The organism is Sulfitobacter sp. EhC04 (assembly GCF_001650875.1).
Classification (GTDB): Bacteria; Pseudomonadota; Alphaproteobacteria; order Rhodobacterales; family Rhodobacteraceae; genus Sulfitobacter.
The window spans coordinates 54,075-71,419 of record NZ_LXYI01000021.1 but is presented as its reverse complement, the minus strand read 5'-3'; the positions used below and the strand labels follow the sequence as shown (position 1 = coordinate 71,419).

The following is a 17,345-nucleotide window of genomic DNA, read 5'->3' as shown; positions in this document are numbered from 1 at the left end:
CCGCCCGGAGGTCACGGCGATTTTTGAAATCACTTTGAAAACGCCACGGTATGAGAACTAGACCGGTTTTCGTGGCTTCAAGCTTCTGACGGATTTGTGAAAGCCCGTGCGCTAGGTCTTGTCGAGCGGGACCACAACGCCGGGGGTGTCGTCCTTGGCCAGTTCCTCAAAATCGAAGTTGTGCAGGCGGCCCGCACGTTTGGACGCCTTTTCCGAGCTGATCATGATCTCGTCCACGTCCTTGCGGGCCTGTCCGAAATGCCGGTCAAGGTTGCCGACCCGTGTCACCAGCCGCTCGACATCGCCATGCAGCGCGCCCAACTCCTTGCGGATGGCCCCGGCCTGTTCACGCATCCTGGCGTCCTTGAGGATGGCGCGCATGGTGTTCAGCGTGGCCATGCAGGTCGTGGGCGACACGATCCAGACCCGCGCGGCAAAGCCTTCGCGGATCAGTTCGGGGAAATTGGCATGCAACTCGGCATAGACCGCCTCTGACGGCAGGAACATCAACGCGCCGTCCGCAGTCTCTCCTTCCACGATGTATTTCTCGGAAATATCGCGGATGTGTTTCTTGACCGCGACCTTCATCGCCGCGACGGCGTTCTTCAGGTCCCAATCCGTCTTGGCATTGCGCAGCGCCTCATAGGCCTCCAACGGGAACTTGCTGTCGATCACGATCGGGCCCGGCGGGTTGGGCAGGTGGATCAGACAATCCGCGCGCTTGCCATTGGCCAGCGTGTGCTGAAGGCTGTAGCTGTCGGATGGCAGTTGTTTCGACACGATATCGCGCAGCTGGATTTCACCAAAAGCGCCGCGTGTCTGCTTGTTGCTCAGGATGTCCTGCAAGGACAGCACATCGCCCGACAGCTTGGTGATGTTGTCCTGCGCCTTGTCGATGGCGGCCAGACGTTCCTGCAACTGGGTCAGGCTGGTGGTGGTCTGCTTGGCCGAGCCATGCAGGGTCTGGTTCATGCGTTCCTGCATTTCCGTCAGCGACCGCTGCGACCGTGCGGCATTGTCGGCCAGCCGCTCCTGCATCTGCAACTGCACGGTGTTCAGCCGCGCCTCCACCGACTGGATCAGCTGGCTTTGCGCATTGGCCTGGGTGTCGGACACCATCTGCAACCCGCCGCGCAATTGCTCCTGCCCCGCGCCAAGCTGCTGCACATGGCCGCCCAGAACCTGCATCTGCTGCGACAGGGGGGCCGCCAGCCGCGCTGTCCGCCCCGCCGCGCGCACCGCCACGATCAGCAGGATCACGATCAGCGCCACCAGCGCCGCCGCCCCAAGGACAGCCAGCGCAAGCGGGTCATTCCACTGATAGATTGTTCCGCCAACCTCGATCATGTGCGTCCGAACAGCCGTTCAATATCGGCCAGCTTGAGTTCCACATAGGTGGGCCGCCCGTGGTTACACTGGCCGGAATGGGGCGTCGCCTCCATCTCGCGCAGCAGCGCGTTCATCTCTTCCGCCCGCATCCAGCGGCCCGAGCGGATCGACCCATGACATGCGATACGGCTCAGGATCGCCTCGATCCGGGCCTGCAGGAGGTTGCTGTCGCTCTGGTCGGCCAGTTCATCCAGAATATCCAGCAGCATCGCGCGGGCATTGACGGTGCCAAGAATCGCAGGCGTCTCGCGCACCGCGACGGCATTGCCGCCAAAGGCCTCGATCCCCAGACCCAGCCGCGCCAGATCATCCGACAGATCCAGCAGACGCGCGCAATCACCTGCGGACAGCTCCACAATCTCCGGGATCAGCAGCGCCTGAGCCGCCACGCCATTCTCGGCCATCTGCCGCTTGAGCTTTTCATAGACCAGCCGCTCATGCGCGGCATGCTGGTCCACGATGACCATGCCCGTTGCAGTCTGGGCAATGATGTAATTCTCATGCACCTGCCCCCGTGCGGTGCCCAACGGATAGTCGGGCGCAGGTTCGGCGGATTCGGTCACCGGGTCCGCGGGTGTCTCTACCCGTCCCCACATGCCCGCCGTCTCGGCAAATCCGGCAGGGGCCTGCGCCTGATAGGCCGCGCCCCGCGCGCCAAGGCTGGGCCGGTCCATCTGATAAACCCGCGCGCCCGTGGGTTCTGGCCGCATCGCGCCCAGTGTCGCCCCCGCAACGGTGGTAGATGCGCGGTGCCCCGCCTCTGCCAGCGCATGGCGCAGGGCCGACACGATCAGCCCGCGCGCCAGCCCCGGATCGCGAAACCGCACCTCGGACTTCGCCGGATGCACATTGACGTCCACCAGTGTCGGTTCGCAGTCGATGAACAGCGCCGCCGCCGGATGGCGGTCACGGCTGAGAAAGTCGAAATAGGCCCCGCGCAGCGCACCAACCAACAGCTTGTCCCGCACCGGGCGGCCATTGACGAAAAGATATTGCGCCACGGCAGAGCCGCGCGAATAGGTCGGCAGCGCGGCAAAACCTGTCAGGTGCAGACCCTCGCGCTGCGCGTCGATGGGCAGGGAGTTGTCGGCGAATTCCCGGCCCAGGACCTGCGCCAGCCGGCCATGCAGGGCCTCGAACATCTCTCCCTGTTCGGCATCGGCGCGGAACACCTCGCGGCCCGGCCCATCGCCCGAGACATCGCGCAGTGTGAAACGGACAAAGGGTTCAGCCATGGCCAACCGCTTGATCACGTCGCCAATCGCCTGCGCCTCTGCCCGGTCGGTGCGCAGGAACTTGAGCCGCGCGGGCGTGGCGTGAAACAGATCGCGCAGGGTGACAACCGTACCGCCATTCAGCGCGGCAGGCCGAACCTCGCCCTGCTTGCCGCCCGCCACAGTAATCTCTGCCCCGTCATGACCCGCGGCGCGGCTGGTGATGCACAGCCTGCCCACCGCACCCAGCGACGGCAGCGCCTCGCCACGAAAGCCAAAAGTATGGATGTTCAGCAGGTCCGAGCCGTCGATTTTGGAGGTCGCATGGCGCGACAGTGCCAGCGCCAGATCACCTGGCGCGATGCCGCAGCCGTCGTCCGTCACCCGGATCAGGGTCTTGCCGCCATCGGCATATTCCACCGTGATCCGCCGCGCGCCTGCGTCAATGGCGTTTTCCACCAGTTCCTTGACCGCCGATGCGGGCCGTTCGACAACTTCGCCCGCAGCGATCCGGTTGATCGCGGCATCGTCAAGCTGACGAATGACCGGGGGATTATCGGCTATATTGGGGTGAGCCAGGGACATAACGCTAGACCTAGCATGAGGGACCGCGATTCTGCCAGTGGGAAACCGGCTGTCAGCGGGTCGTTGCGGCCTTGTACCAGGCCACGATCTCTGCCCGCTCCGCCACCTGCATATAGCTCAGGTTCGCAGGCGGCATGGCATGGGTCAGACCTGCCTGCAAATAGATCTGTTTCGCCGCCATGGCGATCTGGTGTTCCGTCTCCAGCCGCACCCCCTTGGGCGGCCAGTGCAGCCCCTCCCACGTCGGCTCTGCCGCATGGCACATGGAACAGCGGCCCGTGACGATGTCCTGCACCCGGTCGAAGCCATCGGCCTGGGCAAAGCGCAGGGCAGCGGGGCCTGTCGCCTCTGCCGGTTCCTCGGCGCGGAACATCGGTTCGGTGGACAACCACATGATCAGGATGAACAGCAGCGCGGTGGCCAGCCAGGTCCAGGTCGGGTCACCTGTGCGGGCATGAACGCTGTTGAAATAATGCCGGATCGTCACGCCCATGAGGAACACCAATGACGCGATCAGCCAGTTCATCTCGGATGCGAAGGCGAGCGGATAATGGTTCGACAGCATCAGGAAGATGACCGGCAGCGTCAGGTAGTTGTTGTGGGTGCTGCGCTGCTTGGCGATCTTGCCGTATTTGGCATCCGGCGTGCGGCCCGCCTGCAAATCGGCAACCACGATGCGCTGGTTGGGCATGATGATGAAGAACACGTTGGCCGACATGATCGTGGCGGTAAAGGCCCCCAGATGCAGCAGCGCCGCACGGCCCGAGAAGACGGATGTATAGAACCAGGCCATCGCGACAAGGATCACATAAAGCAGGATCATCAGCCGCGTGTTGTCATCGCCAAAGCGGCTCTTGCAGATCCGGTCATAGGCGACCCAGCCAAAGGCCAGCGAGGCCAAGGATATGGCAACAGCCTGAAACGTCGACAGCTCCATCACCGCCGGGTCGATCAGATAGAATTCCGCGCCAAGGTAATAGACCAGCACCAGCAGGGCAAAACCGCTGAGCCATGTCGAATAGCTTTCCCATTTGAACCAGACCAGATGGTCCGGCATGTTGTCGGGGGCGATCAGGTATTTCTGGATGTGGTAAAACCCCCCGCCATGCACCTGCCACTCTTCGCCATCGGCACCCGAGGCCAGGTCGCGGTCCCGGTGCAGACCAAGGTCAAGCGCAATGAAATAGAAAGACGACCCGATCCAGGCAATGCCGACAATCACATGGGTCCATCGGACCGCGAATTCGATCCAGGAGGACATGGTGGCAAGGTCGTACATGGGCGCTCTTTCGGAATTCTGGGTTACTGCGCTGCTGTTGCGCCTGGATATTTAGAGCCAAAAAGAGGAGGGGTTGATGCGCTCCATGCCCCTCCTCCCCCTGCTAGTGTGGCAGGCTGCCTTTTGAATGGCCCTTGAGGCCGCCTGACACTTCTTCGGTTGATTCCTCGGCCAGTTCTTCGGGCAGGGCAAGGTTGAGGACAATCGCGATCAGCGCGGCAGGCAGAAGCCCGCTGGTCATCAGGATGCTCAGGGTATCGGGCAGGTGCTGCACCGCACCCGGCTCCAGTTGCAGGCCCAGACCGACAGAGATCGAGATGGCAAAGATGACCATGTTGCGGCGGTTCCAGTCCACATCGGAGAGCATCGACATGCCCGCCGCCACCACCATGCCGAACATCACGATCACACCGCCGCCCAGCACTTCGATCGGCACGGTGCGGATCAATCCGCCCACCTTGGGCACCAGCCCGCAGATGATCAGGAATATCGCGCCGCAGGTGACCACATGGCGGCTCATCACGCCGGTCATGGCGATCAGGCCGACATTCTGGCTGAACGACGTATTGGGCAACCCGCCAAAGACACCGGCGATGGCCGTACCCAGACCATCGGCATAGGTCGCACCCGCGATCTCGGTATCGGTCGCCTCGCGGCCCGCGCCGCCCTTGGTGATCCCCGACACATCGCCCACGGTTTCAATGGCCGAGATGAACGCCATCAGACAGAAACCGATGACCGCCGCCGCCGAGAATTCAAAACCGTAGCGGAACGGGTCCGGCAGCGCGACCCATGCGGCGTTGTTCCAGCTTGCGATCACACCCCGGTCGCCGCCAAACGACAACATGCCAACCGCCACGGCATAGAAGTATCCCACGATCAGCCCGACCAGAACGGCAGAGATCGACAGCATCCCACGGGTAAAGAACTTGAGCCCCAGCGTGACCACGATCACCACCAGCGCCGCCGACCAGTTCAGCAGGCTGCCGTATTCCGGCGTGCCGATGGCGGGCACCCCACCGGCGGCATACTGGATGCCGACCTTGACGAGCGCGAGGCCGATCATGGTGACCACCAGCCCCGTCACCAGCGGCGGCAGGGCAAAACGTATCTTGCCGATGAAAAGCCCCAGACAGGCATGAAACAGCCCACCCACGACGATGCCGCCAAACAGCGCGGCCAACCCATCGACCCCCTTGCCCGCAACCAGCGGGATCATGATCGGGATAAAGGCAAAGGACGTGCCCTGCACGATCGGCAGCCCCGCACCGACCGGCCCCAGCGTGATCGTCTGTAGCAGTGTCGCCACCCCGGCAAACAGCATCGACATCTGGATCAGGTACAAGAGTTCCGGGAAATCCGGCGAGTTGGAGCCAAACCCGAAACCCGCCGCACCGGCGATGATGATGGCGGGCGTCACGTTGCTGACGAACATCGCCAACACATGCTGGATGCCCAGCGGGATCGCCCGTGTCAGGGCAGGAGTGTAATTGGGATCGCGCAGTTGCTCCGGCGTCCCGATGGAGGTGGATGTCATGCTGTTGTCCCTTGTTGGAGAGGTCGTCCTCTGACGAGACGATCCGTTACGCGGGCTGTGCCCTGACAACATAGGGCCGGTCCAACGGGTATTCGTCAAGGTTCGGCGTGCCCCCGATCCGGTCCACAATGGCGAAAATGCCCGGCCCTGCCAATGGCGTGAGCACTCCATGCCATGTTCCCCGGTGCAGGTTGACCCCCTGATGCGGTGCCGTGACAAAGGCTTGCGGCACGCCGGGCCGGTCGCCCAGATCCGGTGCGACGATCACAAGGAAAGGGTTCGAGGTCATCGGCAGAAAGGCCTGCGAGCCCTCCGGATGCCGCTCAAGCAGGTCCAGCACATAGGGCAGTTCGCGCGGCACGGCGTTGAAAATGCTCAGCCCCGCGCGCCCTTCCGGGCCGAAATCAAGCGTCGCACGGTCGTGGTAGCGCCCGCACAGACCCGCGTTGATCATCTTGTCCGGTGTGCCCGCACACTCCAGCACATCCCCAAACGGGGCAAAGGCCGCCGCCGTCAGCGCCTGCGCGATAATCTCGGGCGGGGCGGTCATAGCGGCATGTGCCGGTTCACATCCTTGTACAGCAGATAGCGGAACGGCACGTCGCCGGTGGCGATGCAGGCCTGCGGACAAAAGGCACGCAGCCACATGAAATCCCCCGGTCCGACGCCGACCCAGTCCCGGTTCAGCAGGTACTCCGCCGTGCCTTCCAATACATACAACCCATGCTCCATCACATGGGTCTCGGCAAAGGGGATGCGCCCGCCGGGCTGGAAGGTGACAATGTTGACATGCATGTCATGGCGCAGGTCCGCCGGATCGGCAAAGCGCGTCGTGGCCCAGACCCCATCACAATCGGGCATGACAACGGGGGCCACCTCCTTGTCCGAGGTGACAAAGGCCTGGGGCATCTCGATGCCCTCGGCCCGCTGATAGCGCTTCCTGATCCAGTGAAACTGGGCCACCGCTTCGGTATCGTTCCACACCGTCCAGACCGTATCGGGCGGAATATAGGCATAGCCGCCTTCGCCCATGTCATGCCGCTGTCCGTCGATGTTCAGCGTCAGCCCGCCGCGCGCGACAAAGATCACCGATTGCGCCTCCGCGTCCTCCTCCGGCGCGTCAGACCCGCCGCCGGGCAGCAGTTCCACGGCATATTGCGAAAACGTCTCTGCAAATCCGGACAGGGGCCGCGCCAGCACCCACATCCGCATGTCGCGCCAGCCCGGCAGATAGCTGGTAACGATGTCGCGCTGGGTGATCGCAGGCAGCACCGCGTAGGCCGGCGTGAATACGGCGGTGCCCTCAGGGTTGCCAGACTGATCCGGCAGCCCGCCGGGCGGGAAAGCGTAACTCAAAACATGTCCTCCAGACGAAGCCGCGCGATGCGTTCGACCTGCACGCAGGCGGTTGTGAACTCGGCGGCCGTGTCATTGGCGATCCGCGCCTCAAAGGCACGCAGGATGCCCGCCTTGTCATGATCCTTGACCGCGATGATGAAGGGAAAGCCGTGTTTGGTCACGTAATCCGCATTCAGCGCCTCGAAGCGCGCGCGCTCCGCATCCGTCAGGGCATCCAGACCCACGCTTGCCTGCTCTGCCGTGCTTTCCGCCGTCAACCGCTTGGCCGCAGCCAGTTTGCCCGCCAGATCGGGATGTGCGGTCAGAACGCCCAGACGCTCGTCGGCGCTGGCCGACCGGAACATGCGCGCCAGCGCGTTGTGCAGGCCCGCCGCCGTGTCATGGGCCGGGCCCAGCTCCAGCGCAAAGGCGCGTTCCGCGATCCAGGGCGAATGTTCGAACACCCCGCCATAGGCCGCGACAAAGCTGTCCCGGTCCATCTGGCTGGGCCGCGGCCCGCGCGGCTGCGGCGGATGCACCCCGTGCCAATGATCTGCGATGTCGATGCGGCGCGGGGTCCAGACGCCTTCGAACCCCTTGATATATTCGACAAAGCGTTTCAACGCCTGAACGCGCCCCGGCCGCCCCACAAGTCGGCAATGCAGCCCCACCGACATCATCTTGGCAGCGCCCGCCGCCCCTTCGGCATAAAGCGCGTCAAAGGTGTCGCGCAGGTAGGCATAGAACTGGTCCCCCGAATTGAACCCCTGCGGCGTGGCAAAGCGCATGTCGTTGCAATCCAGCGTATAGGGAATGATCAACTGCTCGCGGTCCCCGATCTGCATCCAATAGGGCAGATCATCGTCATAGGTGTCCGAGATGTAATCGAAAGCGCCGGTCTGCGCCGCCAGCGCCACGGTATTGACCGAGGTGCGCCCACAGTACCAGCCGCGCGGCGCGCTGCCGACAACTTCGCTGTGCAGGCGGATCGCCTCGTCCATGTCGGCCTGTTCCGCCTTGATGGTATGGTCCTTGTAGTCGATCCATTTCAGCCCGTGGCTGGCAATTTCCCAGCCCGCCTCCTGCATCGCCTCGACCTGCCCCGGCGCGCGGGCCAGCGCGCTGGCCACACCATAGACGGTCACCGGGATGCCCGCGCCGGTGAACAGCCGGTGCAGCCGCCAGAACCCGGCCCGCGCGCCGTAGTCATAGATGCTTTCCATGTTCCAGTGGCGCTGCCCGGTCCAGGGCTGCGCGCCCACGATCTCGGACAGAAAGGCCTCTGACGACGCATCGCCATGCAACAGGCAATTCTCGCCGCCCTCCTCGTAGTTGACGACGAATTGCACGGCAATGCGTGCGCCCTGGGGCCACTTGGCGTCGGGCGGCCTGGGGCCATGGCCCTGAAAGTCACGAGGGTAGCGGTTCATGATAAAGTCCTGATCTTGCGCCCCCACCCTGCACAAATACCGACAGGCGCGCAATTTCTGTTGTGCCGGGAAAAAGCAATCGGGCTGCATCCGCTTGGGATGCAGCCCGACGCCAGATTGACTGCTGCTGCCTGTGTTTATGCGTTAGTCTGGGATTATTAGGCGCGGGCCAACCTGAATGACTGCTGGGGCGTATTGGCTCTTGCGGGTCGAACCCAAAAACGCAGAAATCACAATAAACACTGTGGCGCCCCCCCAGACGGCGTTCCGAAAACTTAGGTCATACACGGTTTACGTGCAGTTTTCGCCTCTTACGCCCTATATAGGCAAAGGATGATTCGCAGGTCAAAGAAAAACGAATCACTCCGGTCAGAAAGTGCGAATCACCCCGGATTCGCTGTACTTTCCAACCGCGACGGCCCGTTCAACCCCGCATTGACGCGCCGTTTCCCGGCCCTATCCTGCTGTGGAACCCCCATTCCAGCCAAGGAGCCCCCGATGCCCGATGGATATCTGACCACGCATGTCCTGGACACGGCTCTGGGCGCACCCGCCCGCGCCATGGATGTCACGCTCTACCGCCTCGACGGCGATCTGCGGATCAAACTGGCCGGGATGCAGACCAATGCGGACGGGCGCACCGATACGCCCATTCTGCCATCAAACGGCTTTGCCCCCGGCATCTACGAACTGGTCTTTGCCGCCGGGGCCTATCTGGACCGCATCGGGACACCGCCCGAAAGCCCGCGCTTTCTGGATGACATCCCGATCCGGTTCGGCATTTCCGACCCGACGGCGCATTACCACGTGCCGCTGCTGCTCTCGCCTTTCGGATATTCAACCTACCGGGGCAGCTGACCCGCGCAACCGGTGCGGACCGACCAGCGCTGTCACGCCCAGGATCAGGCCCGATACCGTCGCGATCATGCCTGCAGCCGACACGCTGTCCTGCATTCCGATCCACAGCGGCCCATAGCCCGCCAGCACATAGCCCAGCACAGCGGCAAGCGTGGCGAACCCCACCGACCAGGCCAGCTGATGCTCCAGCCGGTTGGTCATCAGCCGCGCCGCCGCAGGCGGGCAGATGAACATGGCAATCACGATGATACTGCCCACCGCGTCAAAGGCCGCCACAGCGGCAATCGCCGCCATGATCACCAGCGCCAGCCCCAGCGGGCTGGTCCGCAATCCGATGGTGCGGGCAAACCCCTCGTCAAAGGTACTGATCTTGAGCGGTCGCCAGAACAGCACGATGAACCCCGTAACCACCAGCAAGGTCGCCGCCATGCGCGGCAGTTCCACTGGCAGACTGGCCAGCGCCTGCGGGTCCAGCAGCGAGGACCAGCCGGTCGCATCCAGCCAGATCAGGCTTTCCAGATTGCCATAAAGCGCATGTTCCACGTCCAGATGCACCGAAGAGGTGTCCGATTGCTCCAGCAACAGCACCCCGCCCGCGAACATTGTGGTAAAGACCACGCCCATCGCGGCACCAGTCTCGATCCGCCCCAGACGTCGCACCGCCTCGATTGCGCCAACGGCGATGACCGCCGCTCCGGCAGCGCCCAGCAACATCGGCAGCGTGCTGATCGTACCGCCGATCAAAAAGGCAACGACGATACCCGGCAGCACCACATGGCTGATCGCGTCCCCGATCAAGGCCTGCCGCCGCAGCACCAGAAAGTTGCCGGGCAGCGCGCAGGCGACGGCCACGCAGATGCCGGTCAACAGCGGCACCAGGCTGAGCGGGACAAATTCAGCGCCGTTCATGCCAGAGCCTCCGCACGGGGAATGCGCGCGTCCACCTCGGCCAGCTGGTCGGCGGTCAGCACGGTTTCAATATCGGTCAGCCCGTCATCCTGCGCGGTGGCCGCCTCGAAGGCGGGATCGCTGCGGATCACCTGCCAGCGGCTCTCGTCGCGCAGCGCCCGTGATGCGCGCCCCCGGCCCAATTCGGTGGGCACGCCATCGGGCCGCGCCCAGCCCTGCCGGTGCAACAGTCGCAGTGTCATGTTTTCATAGATCGGTTGCCCCTGCGCCATCGCCAGCAGCCCCTGCCGCAGGTGGACCCGCCGCTGATGCCGCCGGTGCCGGGCCAGCGCCGACACCACCCCGCGCCCCGGTGCCACCAGCAGCGACAGCGCAAACAGCACAAAGCCCACCAGCACGATGATCGGCCCGGTCGGCACAGCCGGGATCGCCGCCGACAGCGCCGCGCCGACATAGGCCGACAGCCCCCCGACAGCGCCCGAAATCATCACAACCCTGTCCGTCCGCTCGGTCCAGAAACGTGCAGTCACCGGCGGAATGATCAGCAATGCCACGATCAGGATCAACCCGACAATCTTCAGCCCGACAACCGTCACCGCAAGGACCAGCCCCATCATGGCAAGGTCCGTGCGGCGCACGTTCTGGCCGATGGATACCGCATATTCGGGATCGAAAGAGGCCAGCGTCAGCGGCCGCCGCATCAGCAGCACCAGTGCCAGCGTCAAAGCGGCCGACACCGCGATCACCATCGCATCGCTGCGCAACATCCCGGCGGTCGAACCCAGAAGGAACCCTTCAAGCCCTGCCTGCTGACCCGCCGACATCGTCTGGATCACCGTCAGCAGCACGATCCCGAAACCAAAGAAAACCGACAGGACCGACCCGATCGCCGCATCCTCCGCCAGGCGGGTCCGCGTGCCCAGCCATGACACCAGCAACAGCCCCACCGCCGCCGACAGCGCCGCACCCGACAGCAACCCGACAAGGTTCCGGCCCGTTCCGCCCAGCGTCACCATCACCATGAAGGCCAGCGCAACCCCCGGCAGCGTCGCGTGGCTGATCGCATCGCTGACCAGCGCGCGCTTGCGCAGAAACAGAAATGTCCCGCCAACCCCCGCCGCCATCCCCAACAGGGTCGCGCCAATTGTCACAAGGGTCGCGTTATAGCCCAGTTGCAGCAGTAGCGCGTCCCCGATCATGACAACGCCAGCGCTTCCATCTGCGCGCCCGCCAGCCGCCCGCCATAGGCATCCTGAAGGTTCGCGGTGACAAAGGTGGTCTTCACTGGCCCTTCCGCAATGCGGCGGGTGTTGATCAGAAAGACGTTGTCGAAATAATCCGTGACGGTCGACAGATCATGATGCACCGCCACAACCGTCTTGCCCGCATCCCGCAAGGATTTCAGCACGCCGATGATCGCCTTTTCGGTGGCCGCATCGACCCCGGCAAAGGGTTCATCCAGCAGGTAAAGGTCCGCATCCTGCGCCAGGGCGCGCGCCAGAAACACACGCTGCTGCTGACCGCCGGACAATTGCCCGATCTGCCGACCGGCGAAATCCTCCATGCCGACACGGGTCAGGCAATCCTCTGCCCGCGCCCGATGCGCGGGCCGGACCCGTCCCAGCAGACCCAGCTGCGGATACAGCCCCATCAGCACCACGTCGATCACGCGGGTCGGAAAATCCCAGTCCACGCTGGCCCGCTGCGGCACATAGGCGATCCGGTGCCGCTGTTGCCCCACGGGCTTGCCGAACACCGTGGTGGTGCCCGCCAGAGGCTTGTGAATGCCCAGCGCGGCCTTGAGCAGCGTGGACTTCCCCGCGCCGTTGGGGCCGATGATGGCCGTCATCTTGCCCGGCTCCACCGTCATGTCGACGGAGAAGACCGCAGGCTTCTGGCCATAGGACACGGTCATGCCCCGCACGGCCAGCGGGCTGTCCTCGCGGCTGGTCTGCCCTGTTTCCGGGTGACGTTCACTTGCCAGGGTGACACTCATGGCTCAGCTACCGCTGCTCAGTCTGCCGGTCATGCCACCGGGTGACAGATCGGCACCCAATGCACGGGCGATGGTGGTCACGTTATGGTCGATCATGCCGATATAGGTGCCCTCATAGGTGCCTTCCTGCCCCATCGCGTCGGAATAAAGCGATCCGCCGATGACAACCTCGTGGCCCCGTGCCGCAGCACCTTCGATCAGCGCACGCATGTTGCGGTCGGACACGGAAGTCTCGACAAAGACAGCGCCGATCTTTCGCTCGACCAGCACATCGACAAGCTCTGATATCCGGTTCAGCCCCGCCTCCGAGTTGGTAGAGATACCCTGAATCCCGATCACCTCGAAATCATAGGCCCGCCCGAAATAGCTGAAGGCATCATGCGCCGTGACCAGCACGCGGGTCTCTTTCGGCACCATGGCCACCGCCTCACCAGCATAGGTCGACAGTGCCGCAAGCTCCTCGCGGTAGCCGGCGGCGTTCGCGGCGAACTCTTCCGCCATGTCGGGGCGCGCCTCGGTCAGGGCGCGGGCAATCTCCGTCACCACGTCGGTCCAGATATCAGGTGCCATCCAGACGTGCGGGTCATAGCGCCCTGCGTAGTCCGCATGTTCCAGCAACCGGCCCTTGTCCAGCGCCTCGGCCACCGCAACGACGCGGCGCTTGCCGCCCAGTTCTTCAAAGAACCGTTCCATCTGCGCCTCAAGGAACAGACCGTGCCACAGGGTCAGGTCGGCGCGGGTCATCGCAACAATGTCACTGCGGGTCTGACGGTATCCATGCGGGTCGACGCCCGGCCCCATCAGGGCCCGGACGGTCACCGCATCCCCCCCGACACGGCGCACGCCATCGGCGATCATGCCTGTTGTGGCAACAACGTCCAGCACGCCTGCCGCGCGCAGGGCGGGTGCAGTGGCCATCAGGGCAAGCCCCCCCATCAGGGTGGCGCGGCGGGTCAGGGCGAAACTGTTCATCATGTTTTTCATGATTTCTATATGAGAGCGATTCGCAACTAAGTCAATACAGTTGCGAATTATTCGCAATCTTAAGCGGACTCTGTTTACCGAATGTCCTGCGAAAGCGGCTCGTGCCCACGGATTTTCTGAATCTCGTCAACCGACCGTGCCCGGCAAAGCCCGGAACAAGCCGAAGGCGCCGGGCCATCGCAGGGCTATGGTGCGGCGATGCGCGGCGGCCTGCGGCCTCGACTCCGCGCGGGGGGAAGGGTTCGCGCCTGCTGTCCTGTCATAGCATTGCCTACCCCCTCAAACGCCCCGCCCGGCGCAAGCCGGGCATCGCCCGACCTCCCCCCGGAGGGCGATTTTGCGACCACGGCCATCACATGACCCGGACAGCGGGTTGAGACGCTTCCCGCCACACATAGGTTTGGAACGCCCTCCCGGTCGGGCGACCCCCGACTTGCACCTCACGTCACATTGCGCTCTTTCCGAACGCCCGCCTTGCACGCCGTTCCGGAGAGCTGAGTCAGCAATGTGACACAAAGTCGGTTTTGCCTGACATCTGACACTCAGCCAGTCTCATGTCTTTCCGCCAACGCAAGCCTCCCCTCAGAAGGATATCTCGAAAACTGCCCCTTTTTGCGTCGGCACATGGGCGATGGTGCCGCCATGCGCCCCGATCAGCGCCCGCACGATGGCAAGGCCCATGCCGGTCCCGCCCTGCGCGCGGGTGGTGGTAAAGAAGGGATCGAACATCCGGTCCCGGTCGCCCGGTGCCACGCCAGAACCATTGTCCGCGATCGACAGTTTCCCGGCCTCCCAGTCCAGGCTGACCCGATCCGCCCCATGGCTGACCGCGTTCTGCGTCAATTGTTCCAGCACCGCCCCCAGATCGTCCGGCGGCATCGGCACCTTGCCGTCGCGGCGCAGAACAACCGCGACCCCGCTCACCTGTGTTGCGGCCACCGACAGCAGCACCTCGCCGCCCTCGCGCGCCAGTCCCGCCGCCGCATGGCGGCGCAGGTCACGCAGCAGGTGATCCATCCGGGCGGCAGACCCCGCAATTGTGGCGATCAGCGCCCTGCGCTCCTCCCCGGTGGCATCCTCCAGCAATTCGGCGGCGCCGGTGATGGCGGTCAGCGGCGATTTCATCTCATGGGTGACGTGATCCGCATAGGCGCGCATCGTCGCCGCGCGGTTGTGCAGGGTGGCCCCCATGTCGATCACGCTTTGCCCCAGTTCCGAAAATTCCGGCGTGCCGAAATGCGCGGGCGGCGTTCCGGCGCGGCCCGCCTTCATGTCGCGGGCATGGGCAGTCAGCGCCGTCACCGGGCGCAACACCAGCCGCCACAGCAGGAACCCCAGTATCCCCGCCGACGCCAATGCCACCCAAAGGATCAGCCAGGCGGTTTCCGCCCAGCCCAGCACGTTCCCTGCAACCCTGAAATAGGTCAGGCCCAGGACCGGCACCGCGACAATCCCCGCCATCGCCCCGATCACGATCAGCGCAAGGGGTGGCCGCCATTTGCGCCTTACCTGCCTTGACATGGGCCCAACCTGATCCCGACGCCATGCACCGTCTCGATGGCATCCGCGCAGCCTGCATCGGCCAGTTTGGCGCGCAGGTTGCGCAGGTGGCTGTCCAGCGTGCGGTCCGACACATGGACATGCGCGCCATAGACCGCATCGGTCAGCGCCGGGCGCGGCAGGACCTGATCGGGGCGGACCATCAGATGGCTCAGTATCCCCATCTCCCGCGCGGTCAGGGACACGACCTGCCCCGCAACCGCGCAGGTGTGACGCCCCCTATCAAGTGTCAACACACCCCGCGTGAGGCTCTGGTCCTTTTCCACTGGCCTGCCGCCGCTGCGTTTGAGAATCGCCGTGATCCGCGCGGTCAACTCGCGGGGGGAAAACGGCTTGCTGACGTAATCGTCCCCGCCCAGCTCGAACCCCAGCACCCGGTCGATCTCATCATCCCGCGCGGTCAGGAACAGCACCGGGGTCTGGTCGGTCTGGCGCAGGGTCCGGCACAGGGCCAGACCGTCCATCTGCGGCAATCCGATGTCGAGAATGATCAGGTCATAGCGCCCGGACCTTGCCTTGCTCAGCCCTTCGTCGCCGTCGCCCGCCGCGTCACTGGTCATCCCGGCCTTGTCCAGCGCCATGCGCAGCACGGTGCGGATCTGGGGGTCGTCGTCGACGATCAGGATATGGGGCAGGATTTGGGGCGCAGTCATCGCGGGGCCTTTGCTAGGATGGTGGCAAGGCTATTGCGGGCGCGCGCGTTGCGAAAGCCCCATTCGCGCCAGTCACGCGGGCTCGCGATGCGGTGGGTGCCGGGGCAGATGCTGCGCCGCTGCGTGATCTCGAAACCGGCAATCACCGGACGCGCGGCATCGCCCAGCGCGCACAGATAGCTGGGGTCCTGGCGCACCGGATGGCTCAGGTTATAGCGCGCGATCATGGCGTCAAAGCTGACAAAGGCGCAGGCATAAAGCACCGCCACCGACAGCCCGCCGCCGCGCAGCACCAGCCAGCGGTTGTTCCGCCCCGCGCAGACCTGCCAGAAGATCAGCGCCAGCCCGGCAGCGGTCAGCCCCATCCAGATACCGGCCGCCAGCCGCAGGTGGGTCAACCCGTAGACGCTGACATAAAGGTCCAGCCGCACCAGCGACGACACCACGAGCGCCACATTTTGTGCCACCCAGAGCAGCAAAAGCACGCGCAATGCCCGGTCGCCCAGAACCCAGCGCCGCGTCATCAGAGCAAAGCCCCCGGCGAGCAGCCCGGTCACCACCAGCGGATAGGCCCCCCGGTGCGCATATTCGGCATGGGAAATCCCCTCCGGCAGGCCGACACCGCCATAGAGATAAACCACATCCAGAACCGTCTGCACCGCAAAGACCGCATTGAACAGGATCAGCGCGCGCACGGTCGAGCCGGGGTTGATCAGCCCTTCACGCCCCGGCCCCATGCGGGCGGCTGCCGGGGCCGCACCCAGCCTTTCGCGCATCGCGGGCAGGCGCAGCCCGGTCCAGACCAGCGGCAACAGGCAGAGCCAGAAACCGATCCGGTCGGCGGCGGGCAGGGTCAGGTCCCGCGACGTGACCTCTGCCAGCCAGCGGTCGGCAACCGGGTTTGCCATCAGCAGCAGGCCGACAAAGACAAGACCCAGCGCGACCGGCACCAGCCAGCGCATCAAGGCGCGCTGCACCCAGTTTGAAACCTGCACGGAGTCAGGTCGGCCCAGCGCCTCTGCCCCGTCCTGCACCGTCTGCTGCATCCCCAAGGGCCAGAGCCGCAGCATCGCCCGCAGGATCTGCTCCGGCCTCAGCCCCGCGATGGCCGCAAAGACCGCCGATCCACCCGCAACCGCGATGGCAAAGGACAAGGGCTGCACCAGTTCGGCCAGCGGCAGGAAGGCCAGCAGGCTGCCCGCCCCCACCACCATGCCCCGCCGTGCCGTCATCCCGCCCGCTGCTGTCACTGCCGCGACAACCATTGCCATGGCGAAAACCGCCAGCGACAGCCCCGGCGTGGCCTGCCAGACCAGTAGATCGCCCAGCGCCAGCAGTATCACCAGAAACCCTGCGCGCCAGAGCGTTCCCTGCGCTGTCCGGCCCTGCCCCTGCGCCGGTTCTGCCGGTGGTGCGTTCAGCCACCAACCATCCTGCTGCATTGCCATCGGCACGCCCCGGATCAAAAAGGTCTTCATGTCTCTTGCCCTCGTTCTGTTTATTCCGGGCTTTGATGCCTGTGTGATGTGCAGATGAAAGGGTCGGTTCGTGCAGTTTTCCCGCAGAGGACGTGGCGGCAGCAGCGCTTGCCAAAGGGGGCGCAGGCGTGGCAC

15 protein-coding genes are annotated in these 17,345 nt (G+C 64.5%); 1 reads left to right on the top strand and 14 read right to left on the bottom strand.

Annotation, left to right across the window (positions count from 1 at the left end; translation table 11 throughout):
* Positions 1 to 111 precede the first annotated feature (111 nt).
* The 7 genes from A8B82_RS10485 to puuE all read right to left on the bottom strand — a co-directional run bounded on the left by A8B82_RS10485 (position 112) and on the right by puuE (position 8,772).
* Positions 112 to 1,347, bottom strand: coding sequence for a DNA recombination protein RmuC (locus A8B82_RS10485; protein WP_067291786.1), 1,236 nt, complete (start codon positions 1,345 to 1,347; stop codon positions 112 to 114).
* On the bottom strand, positions 1,344 to 3,188 hold the full coding sequence (mutL, locus tag A8B82_RS10480; RefSeq protein WP_067291782.1) for a DNA mismatch repair endonuclease MutL: 1,845 nt from the start codon (positions 3,186 to 3,188) through the stop codon (positions 1,344 to 1,346). The genes A8B82_RS10485 and mutL overlap by 4 nt, the downstream gene beginning before the upstream one ends.
* A 52-nt stretch (positions 3,189 to 3,240) precedes the next feature.
* A complete protein-coding gene (locus tag A8B82_RS10475; protein ID WP_067291779.1) occupies positions 3,241 to 4,467 on the bottom strand; it encodes a urate hydroxylase PuuD in 1,227 nt (408 codons plus the stop codon).
* Positions 4,468 to 4,570: 103 nt separating this feature from the next.
* Entirely contained in the window at positions 4,571 to 6,004 is a 1,434-nt protein-coding gene (locus A8B82_RS10470; RefSeq protein WP_067291776.1) for a uracil-xanthine permease family protein, read from the bottom strand.
* Positions 6,005 to 6,050: 46 nt separating this feature from the next.
* Positions 6,051 to 6,554 (bottom strand): ureidoglycolate lyase, encoded by a 504-nt coding sequence (locus A8B82_RS10465; protein ID WP_067291773.1) that lies wholly within the window; start codon positions 6,552 to 6,554, stop codon positions 6,051 to 6,053.
* Positions 6,551 to 7,360 (bottom strand): bifunctional allantoicase/(S)-ureidoglycine aminohydrolase, encoded by an 810-nt coding sequence (locus A8B82_RS10460; RefSeq protein ID WP_067291770.1) that lies wholly within the window; start codon positions 7,358 to 7,360, stop codon positions 6,551 to 6,553. Before A8B82_RS10460 ends, A8B82_RS10465 begins: the two co-directional genes overlap by 4 nt.
* Entirely contained in the window at positions 7,357 to 8,772 is a 1,416-nt protein-coding gene (gene puuE / locus A8B82_RS10455) for an allantoinase PuuE (protein ID WP_067291768.1), read from the bottom strand. Before puuE ends, A8B82_RS10460 begins: the two co-directional genes overlap by 4 nt.
* A gap of 498 nt (positions 8,773 to 9,270) precedes the next feature.
* On the opposite strand from puuE, the gene uraH reads away from it, so the two are divergent.
* Entirely contained in the window at positions 9,271 to 9,630 is a 360-nt protein-coding gene (gene uraH / locus A8B82_RS10450) for a hydroxyisourate hydrolase (RefSeq protein ID WP_067291765.1), read from the top strand.
* On the opposite strand, the gene A8B82_RS10445 is transcribed toward uraH, so the two are convergent.
* The 7 genes from A8B82_RS10445 to A8B82_RS10415 form a co-directional block, all read right to left on the bottom strand.
* Positions 9,610 to 10,539, bottom strand: coding sequence for a metal ABC transporter permease (locus A8B82_RS10445; protein WP_067291762.1), 930 nt, complete (start codon positions 10,537 to 10,539; stop codon positions 9,610 to 9,612). The genes uraH and A8B82_RS10445 overlap by 21 nt on opposite strands.
* Positions 10,536 to 11,738, bottom strand: a complete 1,203-nt coding sequence (locus tag A8B82_RS10440) for a metal ABC transporter permease (RefSeq protein ID WP_067291760.1) — start codon at positions 11,736 to 11,738, stop codon at positions 10,536 to 10,538. The genes A8B82_RS10445 and A8B82_RS10440 overlap by 4 nt, the downstream gene beginning before the upstream one ends.
* Positions 11,735 to 12,535: a metal ABC transporter ATP-binding protein gene (locus A8B82_RS10435; RefSeq protein ID WP_067291758.1), complete on the bottom strand. Its 801-nt coding sequence runs from the start codon at positions 12,533 to 12,535 to the stop codon at positions 11,735 to 11,737. The genes A8B82_RS10440 and A8B82_RS10435 overlap by 4 nt, the downstream gene beginning before the upstream one ends.
* Before the next feature lie 3 nt (positions 12,536 to 12,538).
* Positions 12,539 to 13,507 (bottom strand): metal ABC transporter solute-binding protein, Zn/Mn family, encoded by a 969-nt coding sequence (locus tag A8B82_RS10430; RefSeq protein ID WP_067291818.1) that lies wholly within the window; start codon positions 13,505 to 13,507, stop codon positions 12,539 to 12,541.
* A gap of 594 nt (positions 13,508 to 14,101) precedes the next feature.
* Positions 14,102 to 15,040 (bottom strand): sensor histidine kinase, encoded by a 939-nt coding sequence (locus tag A8B82_RS10425; protein ID WP_067291756.1) that lies wholly within the window; start codon positions 15,038 to 15,040, stop codon positions 14,102 to 14,104.
* Positions 15,025 to 15,732 carry a response regulator transcription factor gene (locus A8B82_RS10420; RefSeq protein WP_067291754.1) on the bottom strand — a complete coding sequence of 236 codons (708 nt, stop codon included), beginning with the start codon at positions 15,730 to 15,732 and terminating at the stop codon, positions 15,025 to 15,027. Before A8B82_RS10420 ends, A8B82_RS10425 begins: the two co-directional genes overlap by 16 nt.
* Positions 15,729 to 17,210: a DUF4153 domain-containing protein gene (locus A8B82_RS10415; protein ID WP_067291752.1), complete on the bottom strand. Its 1,482-nt coding sequence runs from the start codon at positions 17,208 to 17,210 to the stop codon at positions 15,729 to 15,731. The genes A8B82_RS10420 and A8B82_RS10415 overlap by 4 nt, the downstream gene beginning before the upstream one ends.
* Positions 17,211 to 17,345: the final 135 nt, after the last annotated feature.